Genomic DNA, 20563 nt, shown 5'->3' on the forward strand with positions numbered 1-20563 from the left:
GGCTCAGCCCTTCGCCGCCGCCGCGCTCTCGCGCATCATCAGCGCCGCGCCGAGAAAGAAGCCAAGCGCGCCGAGGCCGAGCAGCGCATTGGCAAGGTCTTGTATCCATGCCGCCTCGCCGCCGCGCGGCACATAGGCCAGCGTCGAGGCGGCCATGAAGGCGACACAGCCGAGCAGATTGATGAACACGATCTGCCAGTCGAGCTGGCGCGGTTGCCAGCTCCAGTAGCGGTGCGCGGTTTCGACAAAGGCGAGATAGCCCGAGACGAGGAACAGCACCGAGCCGATCATGCCCGGCAGCCAGACGGCGAGGTCTTGCGTCGCCCAGTCGGCGCCCGCCACCAGCGGATCGAAGGTGTTGAAATTGAACGCCACCGTGCCGACGAACTGGCAGAAGGTGCTGAGCCACCCCGCGCTGTGCGGGTGCCAGCCGATCAGCGCGATATGGCGCGGCGCGGCGGCGTCGTTCGGGTCGAGCGTGAAGGCGCTCTGATTGGCGGCCTGGAAGTGCTGGAGATAGCCCGCCAGTGTAAACGGGAGCGACCCCATGAAGAACACGATGTTGATCGGCGTTGCCGCCGGCGCCACCCCCTCGGGCAGCAGGCTGAGCAGGCTGCCGGTGAGGAAAAGCAGAGAGCCGAGCGCGAACAGCGCGCCCGTCCACCAATTGTAGCCCTGCGTCTGCCAGAACGGGACCGGCGCGTTCTCCAGCGCCCGCGCCGCCCGCGCCAGTCCCTTGCGGTGCTGGCGCGCCTGCCAGACGATGCGCCGCCCGGCGAGTGCATAGCTGCGGCGTGTGATGAAGGGCCACGGCCCGCCGACGCGGATGCGCAGGCCGGAGGGGTGAACATGCACGCCCTTCATCGGCCCGGCTCCTCCTGTGCGCGGCTTTTCTCGCTCACGCCCCTGGCGCCGCCTTCAGCGCGGCGGTGGCGTCGGCGGCTTCGGCGAGCCGTTCCAGCGGCATCACGCGCGGCGCGGTGAGGTCGGCGAGCGCGCCGAGGTCGAAACGGGTGAAGTTGAGGCTGCGGTAGTCGCGCAGGAAGAACAGCTTGCGGTCGAGGTCCGAGAGGCTGGTCCAGCAGGTATATTCGGTGACGTAGCTCTGGCCCTGCGGCTGGTCGAGCCCCGCCACTTCCATATGCCCGCCGCCTTGGCCGGGATAGTCGATACTCGCCCCGCGTGGCCGGTCGAACGTGTTGAGGATATGGGCGAGCGTGCGCACCGCGAGGTCCGGCGTCGCCGCCTTTTCGGTGAACTCGGCATAATAGGCGGCCCGGACGAACCGCCCAACCGAGGTGTTGGAGGAAGGAAGGCCCGCCGTGGCGATGCCGGAATCCGGCTGCACCGCCTTGTAAGCGCCAAAGCGCCCCGCCGACTTATCGACATTGGAGAGGAAGCTGTAATTGTCGAGATTGGTGAGGTGCCAGTCGAAACGCGGCCCGTTGGTCATCACCCCCACGGGGTTGTCATAGAGCTTCATCTCGCCGCGGTCGAACTCGATCACCAACGCCGCGCCGGTCGCGTCGTGCACCACATAATGGAAGGGGGATTCCACCCCGCCGAGGATCGCCAGCGGCACCAGCAGGATCGGCTGCGCCGCCACCGCTTCCTTCACCTGCGCCACCGTCGCGAACTGGCCGAGGCACCAGCTGCCGAGATCGGAGGCGGAGAGCACGGCCTGCGTCATCTCCACGCCGCGCTGCTTGCCGCCGGCGGTGGGGTAGGACAGCAGGCTGAAGGTCAGCCCCTGGTCGTTCAGCCCTTCCAGCACCTTGAGATCGGCAAGGCCGATGGGCGCCTCGGCGGTGGGGACGCGCCCCGGCATGGTGACCGCGAGCATGGCGTGGCGCGCCCGGTACTCCACCGGCGCGTGACCGTCCACCTGCGAGCTTGTAGCGAAACCGGCGGGGAAATACGCCATCTGGTAGGGCAGATCGAGCGTGAGTTCGAGCGTGCGGCCGAAATAGGCCCTGCCGTCCGCGTCGCGATAGCCGAGCGATGTGCACATAAGGTGCGTCCTCCGGTTCGGGCGAGGGGCGGCGCCCCGCCGCGTCTCTCCTGTCGCGCCGCCGACGGGCGGCGGGTCTGTTGCGGCGCGGCGGGTATTCAGCCGCCCCCCCGGTTGGTGGCATGATTCAGCCGGTGGCGAAAGCCCGCGCGGCGCCCGCCGCGTCGCGACAACCGAAATTTGCCCTAGCGGCAAGGGCTTGCTACCCCTTTACCCGACGTCTCCGACTCGGGGGCTCTGCCGGAGAGCGACGTTGGCCTTTTGGTGTTCCGCCACAGCTGCTGCGGGCCGGTTTTTGCCCCGCCGCCAGGCTGGTGCGCTGCTGCGCGCCGGGGCCGTGAGCTTTGCTAGCCTGCCCCTCGCCGGTTGCCTCTCGGCGGGCGCGCCGGCCATCCCGCTGTTCGGCGCCTATTTCCCGTCCTGGCTGCTCTGCGCCTTCATCGGCATTCTCGGCGCGGTTCTGGTGCGGCTGGTCTTCATCCGCGCCGGCATCGACGACGCGCTGCCCATCCGCCTGCCGGTCTATATCTGCATCGCCGCCGCCATCGGCTTTGCCGTCTCGCTTCTCGGCTTCGGGCGCTAGACGGTGGAGGAGCACACGCACCCCGCCCCCCGCCGCAGCCTCGGCGTGCTGGTGAGCCTTCTTGCCCTCGCCGGGGCGGTTCTGCTCGGCTGGCACTATCTGCGCGATGCCGAGATGAACCCGCTGTCGCAGGACGCGGAGCTGACGGCGGATGTCACCGCCATCGCCGCCTCCGTGCCCGGCCGCATCGCCACCATCGCGGTGCGCGAGAACCAGGCGGTGGCCAAGGGCGAGCTTCTGTTCGCGCTCGACCCCGCCACCTATGAATTGCAGGTGGCGCAGGCGCGGGCCGACCTCGCCCTCGCCGAGGCGGGGCTGGCTGACAAGCAGCGCGCGGTGACCGCCGAGCGCGCCAATGCGGTGATCGCGCAGGAACAGGTGACGCGGGCGCGGCAGAATCTCGCCCTCGCCACCCAGACCCTCGCCCGGCTGGAGGCACTGCGGCCCAAGGGTTATGTCAGCGCCCAGCAGGTGGACGACGCCGCCACTGCCAAGCGCGACGCCGAGGTGAGCCTGAAACAGGCGCTGCAACAGGAAGCGGCGGCCCTCGCGCTGGTCAGCGACACGGCGGCGGCGGTGGCGCTGGTGGAAGCCCGGCGCGCGGCCCTGGCCATCGCCGAGCGCGCTCTGACCGACACCAAGGTCGTCGCCCCGTTCGATGGCAAGGTGGTGGGGCTGGAGACGGCGGTGGGCGAATATGTGCTGCCGGGCCAGTCGGTCTTCGTGCTGATCGACACCGGCGCCTGGTACGCCTCCGCCGCCTTTGTCGAGACCGAGCTGGCCGGCATACGCGTCGGCAATTGCGCCACGGTCTACACCCTCGCCAACCGCGCGGTGAAGATGCGCGGCCGGGTGGAGGGTATTGGCTGGGGCGTGCAGTCGACCGAGCAGATCACTCTGCCGCGCAAGATGCCGATCGTGCCCAAGAGCCTCGACTGGGTGCGGGTGGCGCAGCGTTTCCCGGTGCGCATCCGCCTGCTCGACCCTGCCGCCGATCTCATGCGCATCGGCGCCTCCGCCACCGCGACCGTGCACCATGACACGGACTGCTGAAGCGCCCGGCGGCGGTCTGCTGCGCGAGGTCTGGGCCGACCTCCAGCCGACGCCCGGCCGCTTCGCCATGACCTGGCGGATCGCACTGCTCTGTGCGCTCGTCTGCGGCACGGCGATGCTGTACAAGGTGCCCGAGGCGGCGATCAGCTGCTACCTCATCATTTTCCTCACCAAGCCCAACGGGGCGGAAAATGTCGGGCAGGCGCTCGGTCTCATCGTCCTCGTAAGCCTCATCGTCCTCCTCATCGCACCGATCATCCAGTGGACGGCGGAGCTGCCGCTGCTGCGGATCGTGGTCATCGCCGCCACCTCCTTCGCCTTTCTCTACCTCAGCTCAGCGTCCCAATTGGGCGAGATCGGCGCCATCATCGCCCTCGTCATCGCCTTCGTGCTGACCCTGGTCGACCAGGTGCCGGCCGGGGAAATCGTCACGCGCGGCCTGCTCTATGCCTGGCAGATGGCGGTTATGCCCATGGTATTGCTGGCGCTTTTCTCCTTGGTGCTCGGCACGTCGCCGCATCGCCTGCTGCGCCAGACGCTGGTGGAACGGCTTGAGGCGGCGGCGCAGGCTCTCGCCGGCCAGGGGCGGCGGGCGCTCAATGCGGCGCTGGCGGAGGGGCTGGAGGCCGACGCCAAGCAAATCATGCTGGCGCGCCTGTTCCACACCGCGCCGACGCGCGCCCTCGACCGACTTTCTGCTTCCGCTGCAACGACTTATCGCCTGTTGCTGGCGGTGGCCGCGCTGCCGCCCGGCACCGTGGAGAGCGGGCTGGCGCAGCGTTGTCGCGCGGCAGCCGAGGCGCTCCGCGCCGGTCGCCGGCCCGATCCGGACGCCGCCGCCAGCGAGGGCGAGGGGCCGCGCGCCGCCATCGCACAGGCACTGGACGACCTCGGAAAAGACAAGGATGTCAAGGGGTTGGTTGCCTCAAAGCCGCCCTTTCTCGCACCCGATGCCTTCACCAATAGCGACCATCAACGCTACGCGCTGAAGACCACCGCGGCGGCGATCGCCTGCTATCTCATCTATTCGCTGATCGACTGGCAGGGCATCCACACCGCTATGGTCACCTGCTACGTCGCCGCCCTCGGCACGACCGGCGAGACGGTGCACAAGCTGGCGCTCCGCATCGCCGGCTGCCTTGTCGGCGCAGCTTTGGGGCTCGCGTCGATCCTGTATATTATCCCGCATCTTCAATCGGTTGGCGGGTTGATGGGGCTGGTGTTCGCCGGCGTTCTGGTCGCCGCCTGGGTGTCGTCGGGCAGCGAGCGCATCTCCTATGGCGGCGTGCAGATTGGCCTCGCCTTCCTTCTCACCATCCTCAACGGCTTCGGTCCCAGCACCGACATGGACGCCGCCCGCGACCGCGTCGTCGGAATTTTGCTAGGCAATCTCGTGGTTTATCTCGTCTTCACGCAGATATGGCCGAAAAGCGCGGTGGTCGATGTGCGCGAAAGGCTCGCCCGGGCGCTGGCCGCACTGGCGCGGCTGGCGACGCTCGATCCCGTCGCCCGCCGCCAGGCGGTGGCGGAGGCGGCGACCGTGGAGACCGAACTCGCCAAGTCGCGGGAAGTGCTGGCGCTTTTGCCCTTCGAGCCGGCACGCCTGCGCCCGTCCGCGACCACCGAACGGCGTCTTCACCGGCTGGCGGAGGAGGCCGGCGCGGTGCTGCCGGCGCTGATCTTCGCCCCTGACGTGCCGACCGACACCGCGCAGCGCTTTGCCGAGGCGGCGGAACGGCTCGGCCGGCAAGAGGCCGGGCAGGGGGAGCCCGTCGCCAAGCCTGCCGAGCCCGCGGACGCGCTCGCCCATCGGGCCGAACGCATTGCCACACTGGCGGCGGGGTAGGGCATGGCCGCGCATCGTCTTCGCCACCACGCATTGCTGCCCTTAGTCGTTGTTGTAGCGGGCCTTTTTCTTGCGGGCTGCGCGACGAGCGCTCTGAAAACGGCGCCCCAGGACCCCGCGCAGCCCTGGACGCCGGAGGGCGCCGCTGCTTCCACTGGCGCGAGCGGTGCGGCGGAAGCGTCGGCCAAGGTGTTCAGCGTCCCGGCCGAGCCGGACGTCGCCCAGATGCAGCCTACCCCGGGCATCGATCCGCGCCGCGCCTATGGGCTGCCCGAACTTATCGACATCGCCCAGATGCAGAATCCGCAGACCCGCATCGCCTGGCAGCAGGCGCGGCAGGCGGCGTTGAGTACGGGCATGGTGGAAGCCACCTATCTGCCCTTCATCTCGGCCAATGTCATCGGCGGCTGGCAGGACGTGTCGTCGACGCTGCCGGTCACGGTGGGCAGCGTGAACCAGGTGTCGAGCCGGGTTGAGGGCGTGTCGCCGCAGGTGGCGCTGCAATGGCTTGTATTCGATTTCGGCCAGCGCGACGCGTTGCATAAGGCCGCCCGCCACAACGCGACCGCCGCTAATATCCTGTTCAACGGCACGCATCAGAAGATCATCCACGATGTGACGCGCGCCTATTTCCTCTATGGCGCGGCGCGCAGCCGCGTACGGATTGCCGAGCAGAATGCGGCCAATGCCCGCAAGATCTCGGCGGCGGCGCAGGCGCGGAACGATCAGGGGCGCGGCACGACGGTGGAGGTGGCGCAAGGACGGCAGCTGGTGGCGCAGGCGCAGTTCGGCCTCGTGCAGGCGCAAGGCGCTGAGCGCGATGCCTACCAACTGCTGATGGGCGCGATGGGCGTGTCCCCGCTCACCCGCATCACCGTCCGCGAACCCGGCCGGCGGGCGCTGCCAGCCTCGGTGGGGACGCCGACGGAAGAGATGATCAAGGCAGCGCTCGCCCGCCGACCGGATGTGCTGGCGTCGTTCTCCGCGATGAAGGCGACCCGCTCCGCCCTCGGTGCCGCGGAGGCGGAGTTCATGCCCAAAGTGTTCCTCGGCGCGGTCGCAGCGGGTGGAGGGGCGAGCTTCAGCGCCACCGGCCTGCCGACCATCGGCCAGCAGGCCTCGACCACCGGCGTGCTGCTGGGGGTGACGATGCCGCTCTACGATGGCGGGCTACGGGCAGCGCAGCTGAAGAAGGCGGAAGCATTGGCCTCCACCAGCGAGGCGACGTTCGAGGCGACCCGCGACGCGGCCGCCCGCGAGATCGTCATCGCCGCCGATACGCTGCGCTCGGCGCTGGCCTCCTACCGTGCGGCAACGGCGCTCGCCGAAGCTGCGGCGGTAACGTATGACGCGGCGCTCGGCGCCTATGAGAGCGGCGTCGGCGATATCACCGCCGCCACCACCGCCGAAAGCGGGCTGCTCACCGCCCGGCTGGCGCAGTCCGACGCCCATGCGGCCTCACTGGTCGCTGCGGGCAATCTCGCCTTCGTGCTCGGCGCGATGGCCTCGCGCGAGGTGCCCGCCGCACTCGACGCCCGCTGAGGCACCGAAAGGGAGGCGTCGGCTAAGGCGGCGCCACTCGCTTGCCTTCGGCGCCCCCATGTCGCTTACTCCAGCGGCTTCACCAGCCCGAAAAGGACGCCAGCCTTGACGCCCGAAAAGTCCAGCACCGCTCTGCGCGACGATCTCCTCGACGATATCTATTCCTCGCCCGACCTGCTGGGAATGCTGCCGAAATCCGGTTTCCCGGTCGTCCAGAGGGAGCCGCGCCATGTGTTTGCGGCGGTGCGCGACGAACTGATGCTGGACGGCAATTCGCGCCAGAACCTCGCCACCTTCTGTCAGACCTGGGTGGATGACGAGATCCGCGATCTCATGGAATTGTCGATCGACAAGAACATGATCGACAAGGACGAGTACCCGCAGACGGCCGAAATCGAGGCGCGCTGCGTGCGCATGCTGGCCGACCTCTGGAACGCGCCCGATCCCCTCACCACGCTTGGCTGTTCCACCGTTGGCTCGTCGGAAGCGGCGATGCTGGGCGGGCTCGCGCTCAAGTGGCAATGGCGCAAGCGCCGCGCCAAGGAGGGCAAGCCCACGGACCGGCCCAACCTGATCTGCGGGCCGGTGCAGATTTGCTGGCACAAATTCGCCCGCTATTTCGATGTCGAACTGCGCGAGATTCCGCTCGAAGGCGACCGGCTGATCATGACGCCGGAGGAGGTGATTGCGCGGGTCGATGAGAACACCATCGGCGTGGTGCCGACGCTGGGCGTGACGTTCACCTGCCAGTATGAGCCGGTGAAGGCGGTGAGCGACGCGCTGGACCGGTTGCAGGCCGAGACGGGCCTCGATATCCCCATCCATGTCGACGGTGCCTCCGGCGGCTTCCTCGCGCCCTTCTGCGCACCGGAACTTCCCTGGGATTTCCGCCTGCCGCGGGTGAAGTCGATCAACACGTCGGGCCACAAATTTGGGCTCGCCCCGCTGGGCGTGGGCTGGGTGATCTGGCGCGAGGCGGCCGACCTGCCGCCGGAACTCGTCTTCGACGTGAATTATCTCGGCGGCGACATGCCCACTTTCGCGCTGAACTTTTCCCGTCCCGGCGGGCAGGTCGTCGCCCAATATTACAACTTCGTCCGGCTGGGCCGCGAGGGCTACGCCAAAATCCAGAACGCCTGCTACGACACCGCCGAATATCTCGCGCGCGAGATCGCTGCGCTCGGGCCCTTCGAGATTCTCTTCGACGGCAATCGGCACACCGGCATTCCGGCGCTGTGCTGGAAACTGAAGGACGACAAGGGGTTCGGCGGCTACACCCTTTACGACCTCGCGGACCGGCTGCGCTCGCGCGGCTGGCAGGTCCCGGCCTATTCCATGCCGGCGAACCGGCAGGATCTCGTCATCCAGCGCATTCTGGTGCGCCACGGGGTCAGCCGCGATCTCGCCAGCCTTCTGCTCGACGATTTCCGCCGGGCGCTCGACTTCTTCGCCAAGCATCCGGTCACCCACCCGCTGACCGATGACGAGGCGGCAGGCTTCAACCACAACTGAGTGTGACGCCCGGGCGCGTCGCTGCGCCCGGGCCTTCCTGCCGCGTCAGCCCAGCGTCATCAGGCTGGCATTGCCGCCAGCGGCAGCCGTGTTGGTGCTGGTGGAACGTTCCAGCATCAGCAGGTCGAGCGGATAGACCTCGCCGCGCGCGATGTCGTCCGGCGCCAGCCCATGGACCAACACGATCGGCCCCTCGCGGGCGGCGATGGCTTCGTTCAGACGGCGCAGGGCGTCGCCATCGCCCTCGAACAGCACGGCATCGAACGCCGCGCCGTCATAGCTGTCGGTGAGCCGCACCCAATCTTCCAGGCCGCTGGGAAGCGCCGGCATTTGCGAGCCTTCCAGCAACACGCGATTGCCTGTGGCAAGGGCGGAGGCGATCTGTACGGCGAGGCCCCGCTCGGTGGCCGCCAGGCACAGCACGGTGCCGCGTGGCGAAAGCGCATAGACATTGCGTTCGCCCACCGGGCCGGGCAGCTCGGCCATATGGCCGAAGGGCGTGGCGTCGAGCACCGCCCCGCACATGGTGCGAATGCCGGTATCCCACTGGAAGTCCACCCAGAGCCGGGCGGGGGACGGGGCCTCGCGTGCCGGCAGCAGAGCGGCCGGGCGGCGCGCGAGCAGGCGCCCGAGATAGAGCGGCCCGCCCGCCTTCGGGCCGGTGCCGGACAGCCCATGCCCGCCAAAGGGCTGCACGCCGACGACGGCGCCGATGATGTTGCGGTTCACATAGACATTGCCGACCTCAATCCGCGCGCCGACATGGGCGATCGTCTCATCGATGCGGGTGTGCAGGCCGAAGGTGAGGCCATAGCCGGTGGCGTTGATGGCGTCGATGAGCCGGTCCAGCCCGTCACGGGCATAGCGCACGACATGAAGGACCGGGCCGAACACTTCCCGGCTGAGGTCTCCGATCTCGCCGATCTCGATCAGCGTCGGCGGGACGAAGGTGCCGTGCGCCGCCTCCTCGCCGAGCGGAAACTGCTCCACCCGGCAACCGGCCTTGCGCAGGCGTTCGATATGGGCCTCGATCCCGGCCTTTGCTTCCGCCGAGATGACCGGACCGATATCCGTCGCAAGATTCACCGGATTGCCAACGCTGAGCTCCTTGAGCGCGCCGCGCAGCATGGCGAGCATGCGGTCGGCCACATCTTCCTGCAGGCAGAGCACGCGCAGCGCCGAACAGCGCTGGCCGGCGGAGTCAAAGGCGGAGGACAGCACATCGGCCACCACCTGCTCCGCCAGCGCCGAGGAATCGACGATCATCGCGTTCTGCCCGCCGGTCTCGGCGATCAGCGGAATGACGCTGCCATCCGGGCTGAGCCGGGTGGCGAGCTGGCGCTGGATCAGCCGCGCGACCTCGGTGGAGCCGGTGAACATCACCCCGCGCGTGCGGCTATCGGCAACGAGCGCCGCGCCGACCTTGCCATCGCCGGGGACGAGCTGCAGCGCGCCCTCGGGCACGCCCGCCTCGCGCAGGATGTCGACCGCCGTGAAGGCGATGAGCGGGGTCTCCTCGGCCGGCTTGGCCACCACCACATTGCCGGCCGCGAGCGCCGCGCTGATCTGGCCGGTGAAGATGGCGAGCGGGAAGTTCCACGGGCTGATGCACACCACCGGCCCGAGCGGCCGATGGGTGTCGCCGGAATAGCCCTCCCGTACCTGAGCGCCGTAATAGCGAAGGAAATCAACGGCTTCGCGCACTTCGCCCACGGCGTTCGGGTAGGACTTTCCGGCCTCGCGGATGATGAGGCCGATGAGGGCGGGCAGGCGCGCTTCCATCAGCTCGGCGGCGCGGAACAGGCAGGCCGCGCGCTCGTCCGGCGGGGTGGACTGCCAGATCGGCGCCGCCGCATTGGCATAGGCCATTGCGCGGCTGACCATTTCCGGCGCGGTCTCTTCCACCGTGCCGACCGTGTCGCGATGATCGGCGGGGTTGAGCACCGGGCGGGTCGGGCCGTCGATGGTGAGAGGACCCGCCAGCAAAGGCTTTGCCGCCACCGGCGCGGCGCTGCCCGCGAGCAGGGCGGCGGCGAGGGAGGCGAGGCGCTGCTCGTTGGAAAGGTCCAGTCCGGCCGAATTGCGCCGTTCCGCGCCGAACAGATCGGCCGGCGCGGCGATGCCGGGATGGGGGGCGCCCACGGGCTCAATGCGCAGGGCGGCATCGACCGGGCTTTCGATCAGTTCGTCGACCGGCACAGCGGGATCGGCGATGCGATTGACGAAGGACGTGTTGGCCCCGTTCTCCAGCAAGCGGCGGACGAGATAGGCCAGCAGCGTCTCGTGGGTGCCGACGGGCGCGTAGATCCGGCAGGGGCGGCCCAGCTTTTCGCGGCCGACCACCTCCTCGTAAAGCGGCTCGCCCATGCCGTGCAGACACTGAAATTCATATTGCCCCGCATAGTAGTTAGCCCCCGCCATCTCCATGACGGTGGCCAGCGTCTGGGCGTTATGGGTGGCGAATTGCGGGAACACCGCGTCCGGCGCTGCCAGCAGCTTGCGGGCGCAGGCGAGGTAGGCCACGTCGGTGTGGATCTTGCGCGTGTAGACCGGAAAACCTTCCAGCCCGTCCACCTGGGCGCGCTTGATCTCGCTGTCCCAATAGGCGCCCTTCACCAGCCGGATCATCAGCCGGTGGCCGGAGCGGCGGGCGAGGTCGATGAGGAAATCGACCACATAAGGGCAGCGCTTTTGATAAGCCTGAATGACAAAACCAATGCCATTCCAGCCGCTTAGCGCCTCATCGAAACAAAGTGATTCAAGCAGGTCGAGCGAGATTTCCAGCCGGTCGGCTTCCTCGGCGTCGATGTTCAGCCCGATGTCGTAATGGCGCGCCAGCTTGGCGAGCGCGGCGACGCGGGGCAGCAACTCATTGATAACGCGCGAATATTGCGCGCGGCTGTAGCGCGGGTGCAGCGCGGACAGCTTGATCGAGATGCCCGGCCCCTCATAGATGCCCCGCCCGGCCGAGGCCTTGCCGATGGCGTGGATCGCCTGTTCGTAATCGGTGTAATAGCGCTGGGCGTCCGCTTCCGTGGTCGCGGCTTCACCAAGCATATCAAAGGAGTAACGGAATCCTTTCGCCTCCATGCGGCGGGAATTGGCCAGCGCCTCGGAGATAGTCTGGCCGGTCACAAACTGCTCGCCCATCATGCGCATGGCGACATCGACGCCGCGCCGGATCAGCGGCTCGCCGCCGCGACCGATGAGTCTAGTGAGAGCGCCAGTGAGACCAGCCTCACTCGTCGTGGAGGTCAGCTTGCCGGTGAGCACCAGCCCCCAGGTCGCGGCGTTGACGAACAGCGAGGGGCTGTGGCCGACATGCGCCTGCCAGTCGCCATGGCCGATCTTGTCGCGGATCAGCGCGTCGCGGGTGGCGCGGTCGGGAATGCGCAGCAGCGCCTCGGCGAGGCACATCAGCGCGACGCCTTCTTGGCTGGAGAGCGAATATTCGTGGATCAGCCCTTCGACCGGGCCCTTCTGGCCCTTGGCGCGGAGCGCTTCCACCAGCTGCCGGGCGCGGGCGCGGGCGGCGTCGGCTTTCGGCGCCGGCAAGGTGGCGGGGCCGATGAGAACCGGCACCGCCTCGGTCTCCGGCACGCGATAGGCGGAAGTGACGCGGGCGCGCAGCACGCTCTGGGGCCGGATGCCGCGGGCGAAGGGGAGGAAGGGGCTGTCCCCCGACACGCCACCGAGGGTGGGGACGGGCTCCGGCGCGGCATCGACCTGCGGAACCGCTTCCAGCCCGCGCTCCGTGCGCTCGATGGCGGCGGTGAGCGCGCCCTTGACCAGAGCGTGCGGGGTGCAACCCTCCCGCTCGGCAGCGGCCCTTAGCCGGGCGCGCAGGTCCTCATCGATCTTGACGCCGATCGTCGTGGTGGACATCGCGGTTCCCCAAATTCATCTGGTATGATCGTGAGGTGTAACCAAAGGCGCCAAAAGGTGCAACTCAAAAGCTTACGGGTCGGGCGACCGAGGCGTCTCTCCTTGCCAGGAACGGGACGTGTCGAACCGCGCGGCGATCCGTCCCGGTCACATCGAGGATACTCCTTGGCAGGCGGGCGGCCGATCCCCACCTCATCGCCATGACCCGTCTCACCCACACCCCCCTTTCCGTCCTCGACCTCTCCTTCGTCGCTTCCGGCTCCAGCGGGCCGGAGGCGCTGCGTGGCACGCTGGAACTGGCGCGCCATGTCGATGGCCTCGGCTTCACCCGCTTCTGGGTCGCCGAGCATCACAACCTCGCCTCGGTCGCGTCGGGCGCGCCCGATGTGATGGCGGGGCAAATCCTAGCGGCGACCGAGCGCATCCGTGTCGGTTCCGGCGGGGTGATGCTGCCCAACCACGCCCCGCTGATGGTGGCGGAGCGCTTCAAGGTGCTGGAAGCGCTTTATCCCGGCCGGGTTGATCTCGGCCTCGGCCGGGCGCCGGGTACCGATCATCTCACTTCCCACGCGCTGCGGCGGCGGCAGGATGTCGATCCCGGCGACGATTTCCTCGACCGGCTGAAAGAGCTGATGCTGTGGGACACGGGGCAGTGGCCGGCGGACCATCCTTACCGCGACATCCAGGTGATGCCGGGGGATGTGAAGCTGCCGCCGATCTGGTTGCTCGGCTCCTCCGGTTACAGCGCGCGGCTCTCGGCGCAGATCGGCGTGGGCTACGCCTTTGCCCATCACTTCGCCCAGCATGATGTGCTGGACGCCATGCTGAGCTACCGCGCCGGCTTCCAGCCCTCGGAGCGGCTGGCGGCGCCGCATGCCATCCTCGCTCTGGCTGTCGTGTGCGCGCCGACCGACGAGGAGGCGGAATACCTCGCCGGCAGCGTCGATCTCGCCCATCTGCGCCGCGCGCGCGGCCATTACGGGCCCATTCCCACTGCCGAGGAGGCCGCCGCCTATCCCTATAGCGAGGCGGATCGCGTGTTCATCCGCCGCAACCGCGACAAGGTGCTCGTCGGCGGGCCGGAGAAGGTGGCGGAAGGGCTGGAGCGCTTCCTCGACACCACGCAGGCGGACGAACTGATGATCACCACCGCCATTCCCGACATGGCGGCGAAAAAGCGCTCCTACACGCTGGTGAAGGCGCTGCAGGCGGTGTCGGCGGCGGCCTGAACGGCGTTGCTGCAACAATGTCATCCCGGACGGCCGCAGGCCGCTCCGGGATCGCGTGCCGCTGCTGGCTGACGATCCCGCCTCTGCGCTGCAGTGGGGAAGAGCTGTGAAGCAGCTACACCACCGCGCGCGCCGGCCGCGTCACCAGCCAGATGCCGAGCGCGATGGGAACGATGCCGAGGAAATCGAGCGGCGGCACGGCCTCGCCCAGCAGCAGCCAGCCGAAGAACAGGCCGAGCGGCGGCATGAGAAAGTGCAGGCTTGAGGCCGCCGTCGCCGAGGCGCGGGTGAGCAGGTAGAACCACAGGCCATAGCCGCCGATGGAGACGCCGATCACCAGAAAGGCGAGGCCGCCGATGAGATTGGCGGTGAGGTGAATGTCGTGGGTGCTCTCGGTGGCGAGCGCGACCGGGATCAGCGCCAGCCCGCCGGCGAGACACTGCACGGCATTGCCGCTCCAGATGCCGCCACGCGGCGCGAGATATTTAAACGCCAGCGTGCCGGCGGCGAGCGCGCTGACCCCGCCGGCGATGAGCAGCGTGCCGGCCAGCGTTTCATGCGCGCCGGCAAGGCGCGAGCGCAGCACGATGACGACGCCGATCAGCCCCAGCGCGATGCCCGCCCATTTCGCCGGGCTCATCTTCTCGCCCAGCAGCGGCCCGGCGCCGAGCGCCACCAGCAGCGGCAGGCAACTCGTCAGCACGGCGGTGTAGGCGGAGGAGGTGAAGGTGAGCGCCGTCCAGTTGAGGCCGAGATAGACCGCATTATTGAGCACGCCGATGCCGATGAGCGCGACGATATCCCGCCGCCGGATCGGCGGCAGGCCCTTGCGGCGCGCCCCACTGTCCCACAGCGGCGCGAGCGCCAGCATCAGCGAGCCCGCCAGCAGCAGCCGCACCGCGAGCAGGATCAGCGGCGGACAATCGGCCAGCGCCATCTTGGCGCCGGCAAAGGCCGAGGACCACAGCACGCAGAACAGCGCCACCGGCAGCGGCAGCGGCAGAAACGTCGCCGGTGCGGCCGGGACGGCGACGGACGGGTTCGCCTTCGAGGCGGGGGGCATGCGTGGTCTCCACATGGATCGCGGAGAAATTAGGCGGCGCGGCTTCGATCGGAAAACGAGATGTTTTCATGATGGCCATGAGAAAAGTCGATCACTGCCCGTGCGGGCTCACGCTCGCCAGTCATAGATCCAGCGGTAGCGTTCCAGCACCGCGCTTTCCGGCTGAACGCGCATGACCAGATCCCGGGCGAGGCGGGCCGGGCCCTTGAGATGATAGATGCGGTCCATGCCGCGCGCGGCGCGCTGCACGCGGGCGGTGCGGGGCTGGCGCGCGGCCTCGTAGCGGCGCAGCGCGGCGGGAATGTCGTCCGCTCCCTCAAGCTCGCGGGCGAGCACCACCGCGTCCTCGATCGCCTGCGCCGCGCCCTGGGCGAGGAAGGGCGGCATGGCGTGGGCGGCGTCGCCCAGCAGCGTCACCGGGCCGTCGCCCCAGTCGGTGAGCGGGTCGAGATCGAACAGCGCCCAGCGCAGCCAGCGCTCCGGCGCGTCGAGCATGGCGCGGGCTGGCGCGCACCAGCCGCGATAATGCGCCAGAAGCTCGTCGCGGTCGGCGGCCTCGCTCCAGCCATGTGCCTCGCGCTCGTCGGGGGTGACGGCGACCAGATTGATCGCCCGGCCGGCCTTGACGGGGTAGGTGACCAGATGGGCGCCGGGGCCGATCCATAGCCGCGTGACGGGATCGGTGAGGGCGGCGGGCAGCGTTTCCGCCGGCACGGTGGCGCGCCAGGCGGCGCGGTGGCGGAAGCAGGGCGCCGCTTGCGGCTGGAGCGTCCGCCGGACGACGGAGCGCAGCCCATCGGCGCCGATCAGCGCGTCGGCGCGCAGGGTTTCCGTGCCGCCGGCTTGGCGCAGGTTCAAGCTGACGCCTCCAGCCTCGGGCGTGAAGCTTTCCAGCGCATGGCCGAGCTTGAGCGTGATGGCCGGCACCTCGCGCACGGCGGCGAGCAGGGCGGCCTGCAAATCGGCACGGTGAATGACGAGGAAGGGGCCGCCGAACCGGGCCTCGGCCTGCGCGCCCATCGGCCCGCCGGCGAGCCGTGTGCCGGCCCGCCCGTCCAGCACGGCGAAGGCGGTGGGGATCACCGCGTGTTCGGCGACGCGCTCATAGACGCCGAGCGCCCTCAGGCAGCGCGTGGCATTGGCGGCGAGCTGCACGCCGGCACCGGCTTCCTCCAGAACCTCCGCCCGCTCAACGAGCGTGACGGCACAGCCGGCCTGCGCCAGCGCAAGGGCGGCGGTGAGGCCGCCTATGCCGGCGCCGGCAATCGCAATCGAACGGGTGGGCAAGAGCCGCGCTCAGGCGGCGGCCGGAATCTCGAACAGCGCGCCCGGCGGGTTCGATTCGGTGCCGTGCAGGTGGGAATCAAAGGTGTAGAGGGTCGAGCAATAGGGGCAGATGATCTCAGCATCCGACCCCATGTCGAGGAACACATGCGGGTGATCGTAGGGCGGCAGCGCGCCCACGCACATGAATTCCTTGGCGCCGATGGCGATCTTCGCCACGCCGGCCGAATTGTGGAAATGGGGAACGACGTGGCCCGCCATGATGTCCGCCTGTCCGCGCTCGCGTTGAAATCGGCGCGACCATAGCCGCTGGCGCGCCCGGGTCCAAGGGGCCGGATGCCGCGCCTGTGCACGCCGCCCCCATCGCTTCGCCATAATGGCCGGGCAGAAACGTGACATCGCGCCGCGCCCTCCCCATATCGCTGCCATGTACCGTTTCTTCGCCGCCTTCGGCTTCCTGCTCGCCTTCGCAGGTGCCGCCCATTGGGTGGTGCCGGCGGGACGGCATGCCCTTGCGCTGGTGAGCGCGCAGGATGATGCGGCCCGGCTCGCCGATCTGCAGCTCACCGGCGTGCTGACCGAGGCGCGGGTGGCGGAAGAAATCGACGCCGCGCTGGCGGAAGGCGACGGCGAGCTGGCGGCGAGCTTTGTCGAGCTCGCGCAGGAGCGCGGCGTGCCGGTGACGGCGGAGCGTCGGAGCCGCGTCGCCCTCGCCAACGCGCCGGGCGCGAGCTTTGCGCGCGGGGCGGGGAGCTTCGGCTATGGTTTCCTCACCGGGCAGGGCGAGGATATGGCCGGGCTCGCGGGTGCCGCCGCCGGCGACCTCACCGTGTGGGGCGATGTGCGCGATCTCGGCCGCGAGGCGGCGAACTGGGCGCGCGGCGAGCCGGTGGACCAGTTCATGGTCAACCTCGCCGGCATCGGCGTCGTGGCGACCGGGGCAACCTATGCCGCTTTCGGCGCGCCGCTGACCTTCCGGGCCGGGCTCTCGGTGCTGAAGGGCGCGCGGCGCGCGGGCGTCGTCGGCGGGCGCTTCGCCGGGAATATCGCGGCAGCGGTGCGCGGCGGCTCGAAGGCGCAACTCGCCGCGCTGGTGGGCGATCTCGGGACGGCGGGGTCCAAGGCCGGCACGCGCGCCACCTTCGCCGGGCTGCGCCATGTCGACGATGCCGCCGGTGCGGCGCGGCTGAGCGCGCTGGCACAGGCCAAGGGCGGCAAGACGCTGGCGGTGGTGAAGACGCTGGGGCGCGGGGCGCTGTTCCTCACCGAGGCGATGGCCAAGCTCGCCTATTGGATCATTGCCGCCGCGCTCAACGTGCTCGGCCTCATCGCCTCGTTCAATGCGATGGTGGTGGCGATGCTGCGTCCGATGTGGAAGAAAAAGCGACGCCGGCCGCAGCCCCTGCCGGCGTGAGGCTCGCCGAGGAGGTCCCGATGCGCCGTTCCCTGCTGACGCTGAGTTCGCTCGCCGCGCTCGTGCTTGTCGCCCTTCCGGCCGGCGCGGCGGAAAACCGCTGCGGCTGGTATGTGAACCCGACGCCGGGCAACTGGTATCTCACCGACCGCGACGGCGACTGGTGGATGCGTTCGCAGGGCGGGCTGGAGGCGGAAGGCTTCGACAACGCCCCGGAATTCGACTCCAAGCAATATGTGAAACTGCAGCCGAACGGATATGGCTATGGCTGCGCCTGCCTCAGCGTCGATACCGACAAGGCGGAGATGAACATCACCCGCATCTATTCCGGCACGATCCTGCCGCTGTCGCGCTGCCGCAACGACAAGGCGCTGAAGAAGCCGGGCTAGCGCTTCGGTGTGTGGGTTGGCAGCGCCGCTTCGGCTCATTAGCGTGCCCGCTCCCTGAACGGAGCGCGCCATGCCGACCTTCTCCCATGACGGTATCGAATTCGCCTATCTCGACGAGGGGGAGGGCGCGCCGATCGTGCTGGTGCACGGCTTCGGCTCGACCAAGGAGATCAACTGGGTCGGGCCGGGCTGGGTCTCGACCCTCACCGGGGCGGGGCGGCGGGTGATCGCGCTCGACAATCGCGGCCATGGCGCCTCCGCCAAGCTCTACCAGCCCGAATTGTATGATCCCTGGCTGATGGCGCGCGATGTGCTGGCGCTGATCGACCATCTCGGCCTCCCCCAGGTCGATCTGATGGGCTACTCCATGGGCGGGCGCATCAGCGCCTGTGCCGCGCTGACCGCGCCGGAGCGGGTGCGCGCGCTGGTGCTGGGCGGCATCGGCATTCACCTCATCGCTGGTGCCGGCCTGCCCATCACCATCGCCGACGCGCTGCGCGCCCCCAGCCTGGACGACGTGACCGACCCGATGGGCCGCATGTTCCGCGCCTTCGCCGACCAGACCAAGAGCGACCGCGAGGCGCTGGCCGCCTGCATCGTCGGCTCCCGCCGCACGCTGAGCCGCGAGGAGGTGATGCGGATCTCCGTGCCGACGCTGATCGCGGTCGGTACCCGCGACGAGGTGTCCGGTGCCGCCGCCCCGCTTGCGGCGCTGATATCAGGCGCGCGCGCGGTCGACATTCCCGACCGCGACCACATGCGCGCGGTGGGCGACAAGGTGTTCAAGGAAGCGGTGCTGGCGTTCCTGAACGAGCGGGTGTGAACGCGCGTTTACAGCGCGGGATCTGTGAACTATAGTTCACGCCCATGGTCGAGGTGCGGCAGACGGCTGAGTTTGTGCGATGGTTTACGCGGCTGCGGGATGAGGCAGCCGCAGCACGGATACTTGCCCGCATTCGCCGTCTTTCCCTCGGCAATCCGGGCGATGCGAAGCCGGTCGGCGAGGGTGTCAGTGAGCTTCGCATCGATTACGGCCCCGGCTATCGAGTCTATTTCGTGCAACGGGGAGGCGTGTTGGCGATCCTGCTCTGCGGCGGCGACAAGCACTCGCAAGACAAGGATATCCCGGCGGCCAAAGCGCTCGCCCGTGAATGGAAGGAGTGAGGAGATGGCACTCGAAACGACCCCATGGCATGCCGCGGACCACCTCGACACGCCGGAGAGCATAGCGGCCTATCTCGAAGCGATCTTCGAGGACGGCGATCCTGCACTGATCGCTGCCGGCCTCGGCGACATCGCTCGCTCCAAGGGCATGACCAAGATCGCCCGGGATGCCGGGGTGACGCGCGAGGCGCTTTACAAGGCGCTGAGCGCGGACGGGGATCCGCGTCTCTCCACGCTGCTCGGTGTCGTGCGCGCGCTCGGGCTCACGCTCACGGTAGCGCCCAAAAGCGCGGCCTGAGTCGGTCCGCCGGCCAAAAAGCAGAGTCGGGTAAGCGGTTTGCCGGGCAACGCTCACATTCCGATTCCGCCCCGGGGTTCGCGCCGTTGTGCCCGTCCCGGTGCGGGCGCGGGAGTGGGGCCGCCCGTCATGCGGAATAACAGAGTCGGCGGAATCGCTTGGGCGGGAAAGCTGATATTTCGATTCCGCGCCGCGTCGGCCTTGCCGTGGCCCCTCCTGGCACCGGAACGCGACAATGCAATCCTGCAATCCCCCCAGCGTAGGCCGGGGCGGGCCGTTGTGCTAGGCTCGGGTCCAACTCGGGACATCTGGCCGACGCCGCAAAGGCGAACGGCGAGGGTAGAAAAATGGCTGTGAACACTCTTCAGCGCGCCGAAGCGCCGCGCGCGCTCGACAAGGTCGATCCGGTCTGGGCGCGCATCCGCGCGGAAGCCGAGACCATCACCCAGCGCGAGCCGGCGCTTGCCAGCTTCGTTTATTCCACCGTGCTCTACCACACCTCGCTGGAGCGGGCGGTGGCGCACCGCATCGCCCAGCGGCTCGACCATGGCGACGTGCCGGCGGACATCATCCGCCAGGCCTTTGAGGAAGCGGCGTCGGACGATCCGGGGCTTGGCGTCGCCATCCGCGCCGACATCGTCGCCGTGCTCGACCGCGACCCGGCGACCGACCGGGCGATCCAGCCCTTGCTCTATTACAAGGGCTTCCACGCCATCCAGACCCACCGTCTGGCGCATTGGCTGTGGAAGAACGGCCGCACCGATTTCGCGCTCTATCTGCAGAGCCGCTCTTCGGCCGTGAACCAGGTCGACATCAACCCGGCGGCACCGTTCGGTCGCGGCATCTTCTTCGACCATGCCACCGGCATCGTCGTGGGCGAGACCGCGGTGATCGAGGACAATGTCTCGGTGCTGCAGGGCGTGACGCTGGGCGGCACGGGCAAGGAGCATGGTGATCGGCACCCGAAGATCCGCCACGGCGTGCTGCTGGGGGCGGGTGCCAAGGTGCTCGGCAATATCGAAGTGGGCCATTGCGCCCGCGTCGCCGCCGGGTCGGTGGTGCTGAAGCCCGTTCCGGCCCGCACCACCGTGGCGGGTGTGCCGGCGAAGGTGGTGGGAGAGGCCGGCTGTGCCGAGCCCTCGCGCAGCATGGACCAGATGTTCGACCATTTTGCCGATATGCCGACCTTTCTCGGCGAGGCGATCTGAGGCACGGGGCTCTCCGCGCGCCGGTGTGAACAGGCGATTGTGCCGGTGCGGTTGCGCCGGCCGTCGCGGCGTGGCAAGCCTG

At 68.9% G+C, this 20563-nt stretch carries 18 protein-coding genes; 12 read left to right on the forward strand and 6 right to left on the reverse strand.

Annotated features, from left to right (window positions below):
- Positions 1-3: 3 nt before the first annotated feature.
- Together K9D25_RS14315 and K9D25_RS14320 are read right to left on the reverse strand one after the other, a co-directional pair.
- Positions 4-864 carry a hypothetical protein gene (locus tag K9D25_RS14315; protein ID WP_244376228.1) on the reverse strand — a complete coding sequence of 287 codons (861 nt, stop codon included), beginning with the start codon at positions 862-864 and terminating at the stop codon, positions 4-6.
- A 34-nt stretch (positions 865-898) separates the two neighbouring features.
- On the reverse strand, positions 899-2011 hold the full coding sequence (locus K9D25_RS14320) for a linear amide C-N hydrolase (protein ID WP_244376230.1): 1113 nt from the start codon (positions 2009-2011) through the stop codon (positions 899-901).
- A gap of 337 nt (positions 2012-2348) precedes the next feature.
- On the opposite strand from K9D25_RS14320, the gene K9D25_RS14325 reads away from it, so the two are divergent.
- The 5 genes from K9D25_RS14325 (at position 2349) to K9D25_RS14345 (ending at position 8547) form a co-directional block, all read left to right on the forward strand.
- On the forward strand, positions 2349-2594 hold the full coding sequence (locus tag K9D25_RS14325) for a YtcA family lipoprotein (protein ID WP_244376232.1): 246 nt from the start codon (positions 2349-2351) through the stop codon (positions 2592-2594).
- 3 nt (positions 2595-2597) lie between these two features.
- Positions 2598-3647: a multidrug transporter subunit MdtN gene (mdtN, locus tag K9D25_RS14330; RefSeq protein WP_244376234.1), complete on the forward strand. Its 1050-nt coding sequence runs from the start codon at positions 2598-2600 to the stop codon at positions 3645-3647.
- Complete coding sequence (locus tag K9D25_RS14335; protein ID WP_244376236.1) at positions 3631-5493, forward strand: FUSC family protein; 1863 nt, start codon at positions 3631-3633, stop codon at positions 5491-5493. Before mdtN ends, K9D25_RS14335 begins: the two co-directional genes overlap by 17 nt.
- A 225-nt stretch (positions 5494-5718) precedes the next feature.
- The gene (locus K9D25_RS14340) at positions 5719-7035 is read left to right on the forward strand and encodes a TolC family protein (protein WP_244376238.1); all 1317 of its coding nucleotides are present in this window, start codon (positions 5719-5721) and stop codon (positions 7033-7035) included.
- 183 nt (positions 7036-7218) lie between these two features.
- On the forward strand, positions 7219-8547 hold the full coding sequence (locus tag K9D25_RS14345; protein ID WP_244450881.1) for a glutamate decarboxylase: 1329 nt from the start codon (positions 7219-7221) through the stop codon (positions 8545-8547).
- A 45-nt stretch (positions 8548-8592) separates the two neighbouring features.
- On the opposite strand, the gene putA is transcribed toward K9D25_RS14345, so the two are convergent.
- Positions 8593-12432 carry a trifunctional transcriptional regulator/proline dehydrogenase/L-glutamate gamma-semialdehyde dehydrogenase gene (gene putA, locus K9D25_RS14350; protein ID WP_244376240.1) on the reverse strand — a complete coding sequence of 1280 codons (3840 nt, stop codon included), beginning with the start codon at positions 12430-12432 and terminating at the stop codon, positions 8593-8595.
- Positions 12433-12632: 200 nt separating this feature from the next.
- Between putA and K9D25_RS14355 the strand changes: the two genes are divergently transcribed.
- Complete coding sequence (locus K9D25_RS14355) at positions 12633-13661, forward strand: LLM class flavin-dependent oxidoreductase (RefSeq protein WP_244376242.1); 1029 nt, start codon at positions 12633-12635, stop codon at positions 13659-13661.
- Between the two features lie 115 nt (positions 13662-13776).
- Here the strand turns inward: K9D25_RS14355 and K9D25_RS14360 are convergent, their stop codons facing one another.
- The 3 genes from K9D25_RS14360 to K9D25_RS14370 form a co-directional block, all read right to left on the reverse strand.
- Complete coding sequence (locus K9D25_RS14360) at positions 13777-14724, reverse strand: DMT family transporter (protein ID WP_244376244.1); 948 nt, start codon at positions 14722-14724, stop codon at positions 13777-13779.
- A 108-nt stretch (positions 14725-14832) separates the two neighbouring features.
- Positions 14833-16011 (reverse strand): FAD-dependent monooxygenase, encoded by a 1179-nt coding sequence (locus tag K9D25_RS14365; protein WP_244376246.1) that lies wholly within the window; start codon positions 16009-16011, stop codon positions 14833-14835.
- Positions 16012-16020: 9 nt separating this feature from the next.
- Positions 16021-16269, reverse strand: coding sequence for a zinc-finger domain-containing protein (locus K9D25_RS14370; RefSeq protein ID WP_244376248.1), 249 nt, complete (start codon positions 16267-16269; stop codon positions 16021-16023).
- A 166-nt stretch (positions 16270-16435) separates the two neighbouring features.
- Here K9D25_RS14370 and K9D25_RS14375 point away from each other — a divergent pair, with 166 nt between their 5' ends.
- The 6 genes from K9D25_RS14375 to cysE all read left to right on the forward strand — a co-directional run bounded on the left by K9D25_RS14375 (position 16436) and on the right by cysE (position 20481).
- Positions 16436-17422 (forward strand): hypothetical protein, encoded by a 987-nt coding sequence (locus K9D25_RS14375; RefSeq protein WP_244376250.1) that lies wholly within the window; start codon positions 16436-16438, stop codon positions 17420-17422.
- Positions 17423-17442: 20 nt separating this feature from the next.
- Positions 17443-17811 carry a DUF4087 domain-containing protein gene (locus K9D25_RS14380; RefSeq protein ID WP_244376252.1) on the forward strand — a complete coding sequence of 123 codons (369 nt, stop codon included), beginning with the start codon at positions 17443-17445 and terminating at the stop codon, positions 17809-17811.
- Between the two features lie 70 nt (positions 17812-17881).
- Positions 17882-18634 carry an alpha/beta fold hydrolase gene (locus K9D25_RS14385; protein WP_244376254.1) on the forward strand — a complete coding sequence of 251 codons (753 nt, stop codon included), beginning with the start codon at positions 17882-17884 and terminating at the stop codon, positions 18632-18634.
- Between the two features lie 44 nt (positions 18635-18678).
- Positions 18679-18975, forward strand: a complete 297-nt coding sequence (locus K9D25_RS14390) for a type II toxin-antitoxin system RelE/ParE family toxin (RefSeq protein ID WP_244376256.1) — start codon at positions 18679-18681, stop codon at positions 18973-18975.
- Between the two features lie 4 nt (positions 18976-18979).
- Complete coding sequence (locus K9D25_RS14395) at positions 18980-19273, forward strand: addiction module antidote protein (protein WP_244376258.1); 294 nt, start codon at positions 18980-18982, stop codon at positions 19271-19273.
- 347 nt (positions 19274-19620) lie between these two features.
- The gene (gene cysE, locus K9D25_RS14400; protein ID WP_244376260.1) at positions 19621-20481 is read left to right on the forward strand and encodes a serine O-acetyltransferase; all 861 of its coding nucleotides are present in this window, start codon (positions 19621-19623) and stop codon (positions 20479-20481) included.
- Positions 20482-20563: the final 82 nt, after the last annotated feature.

This window comes from Ancylobacter polymorphus, from assembly GCF_022836935.1.
In the GTDB taxonomy this organism is placed as follows: Bacteria; Pseudomonadota; Alphaproteobacteria; order Rhizobiales; family Xanthobacteraceae; genus Ancylobacter; species Ancylobacter polymorphus_A.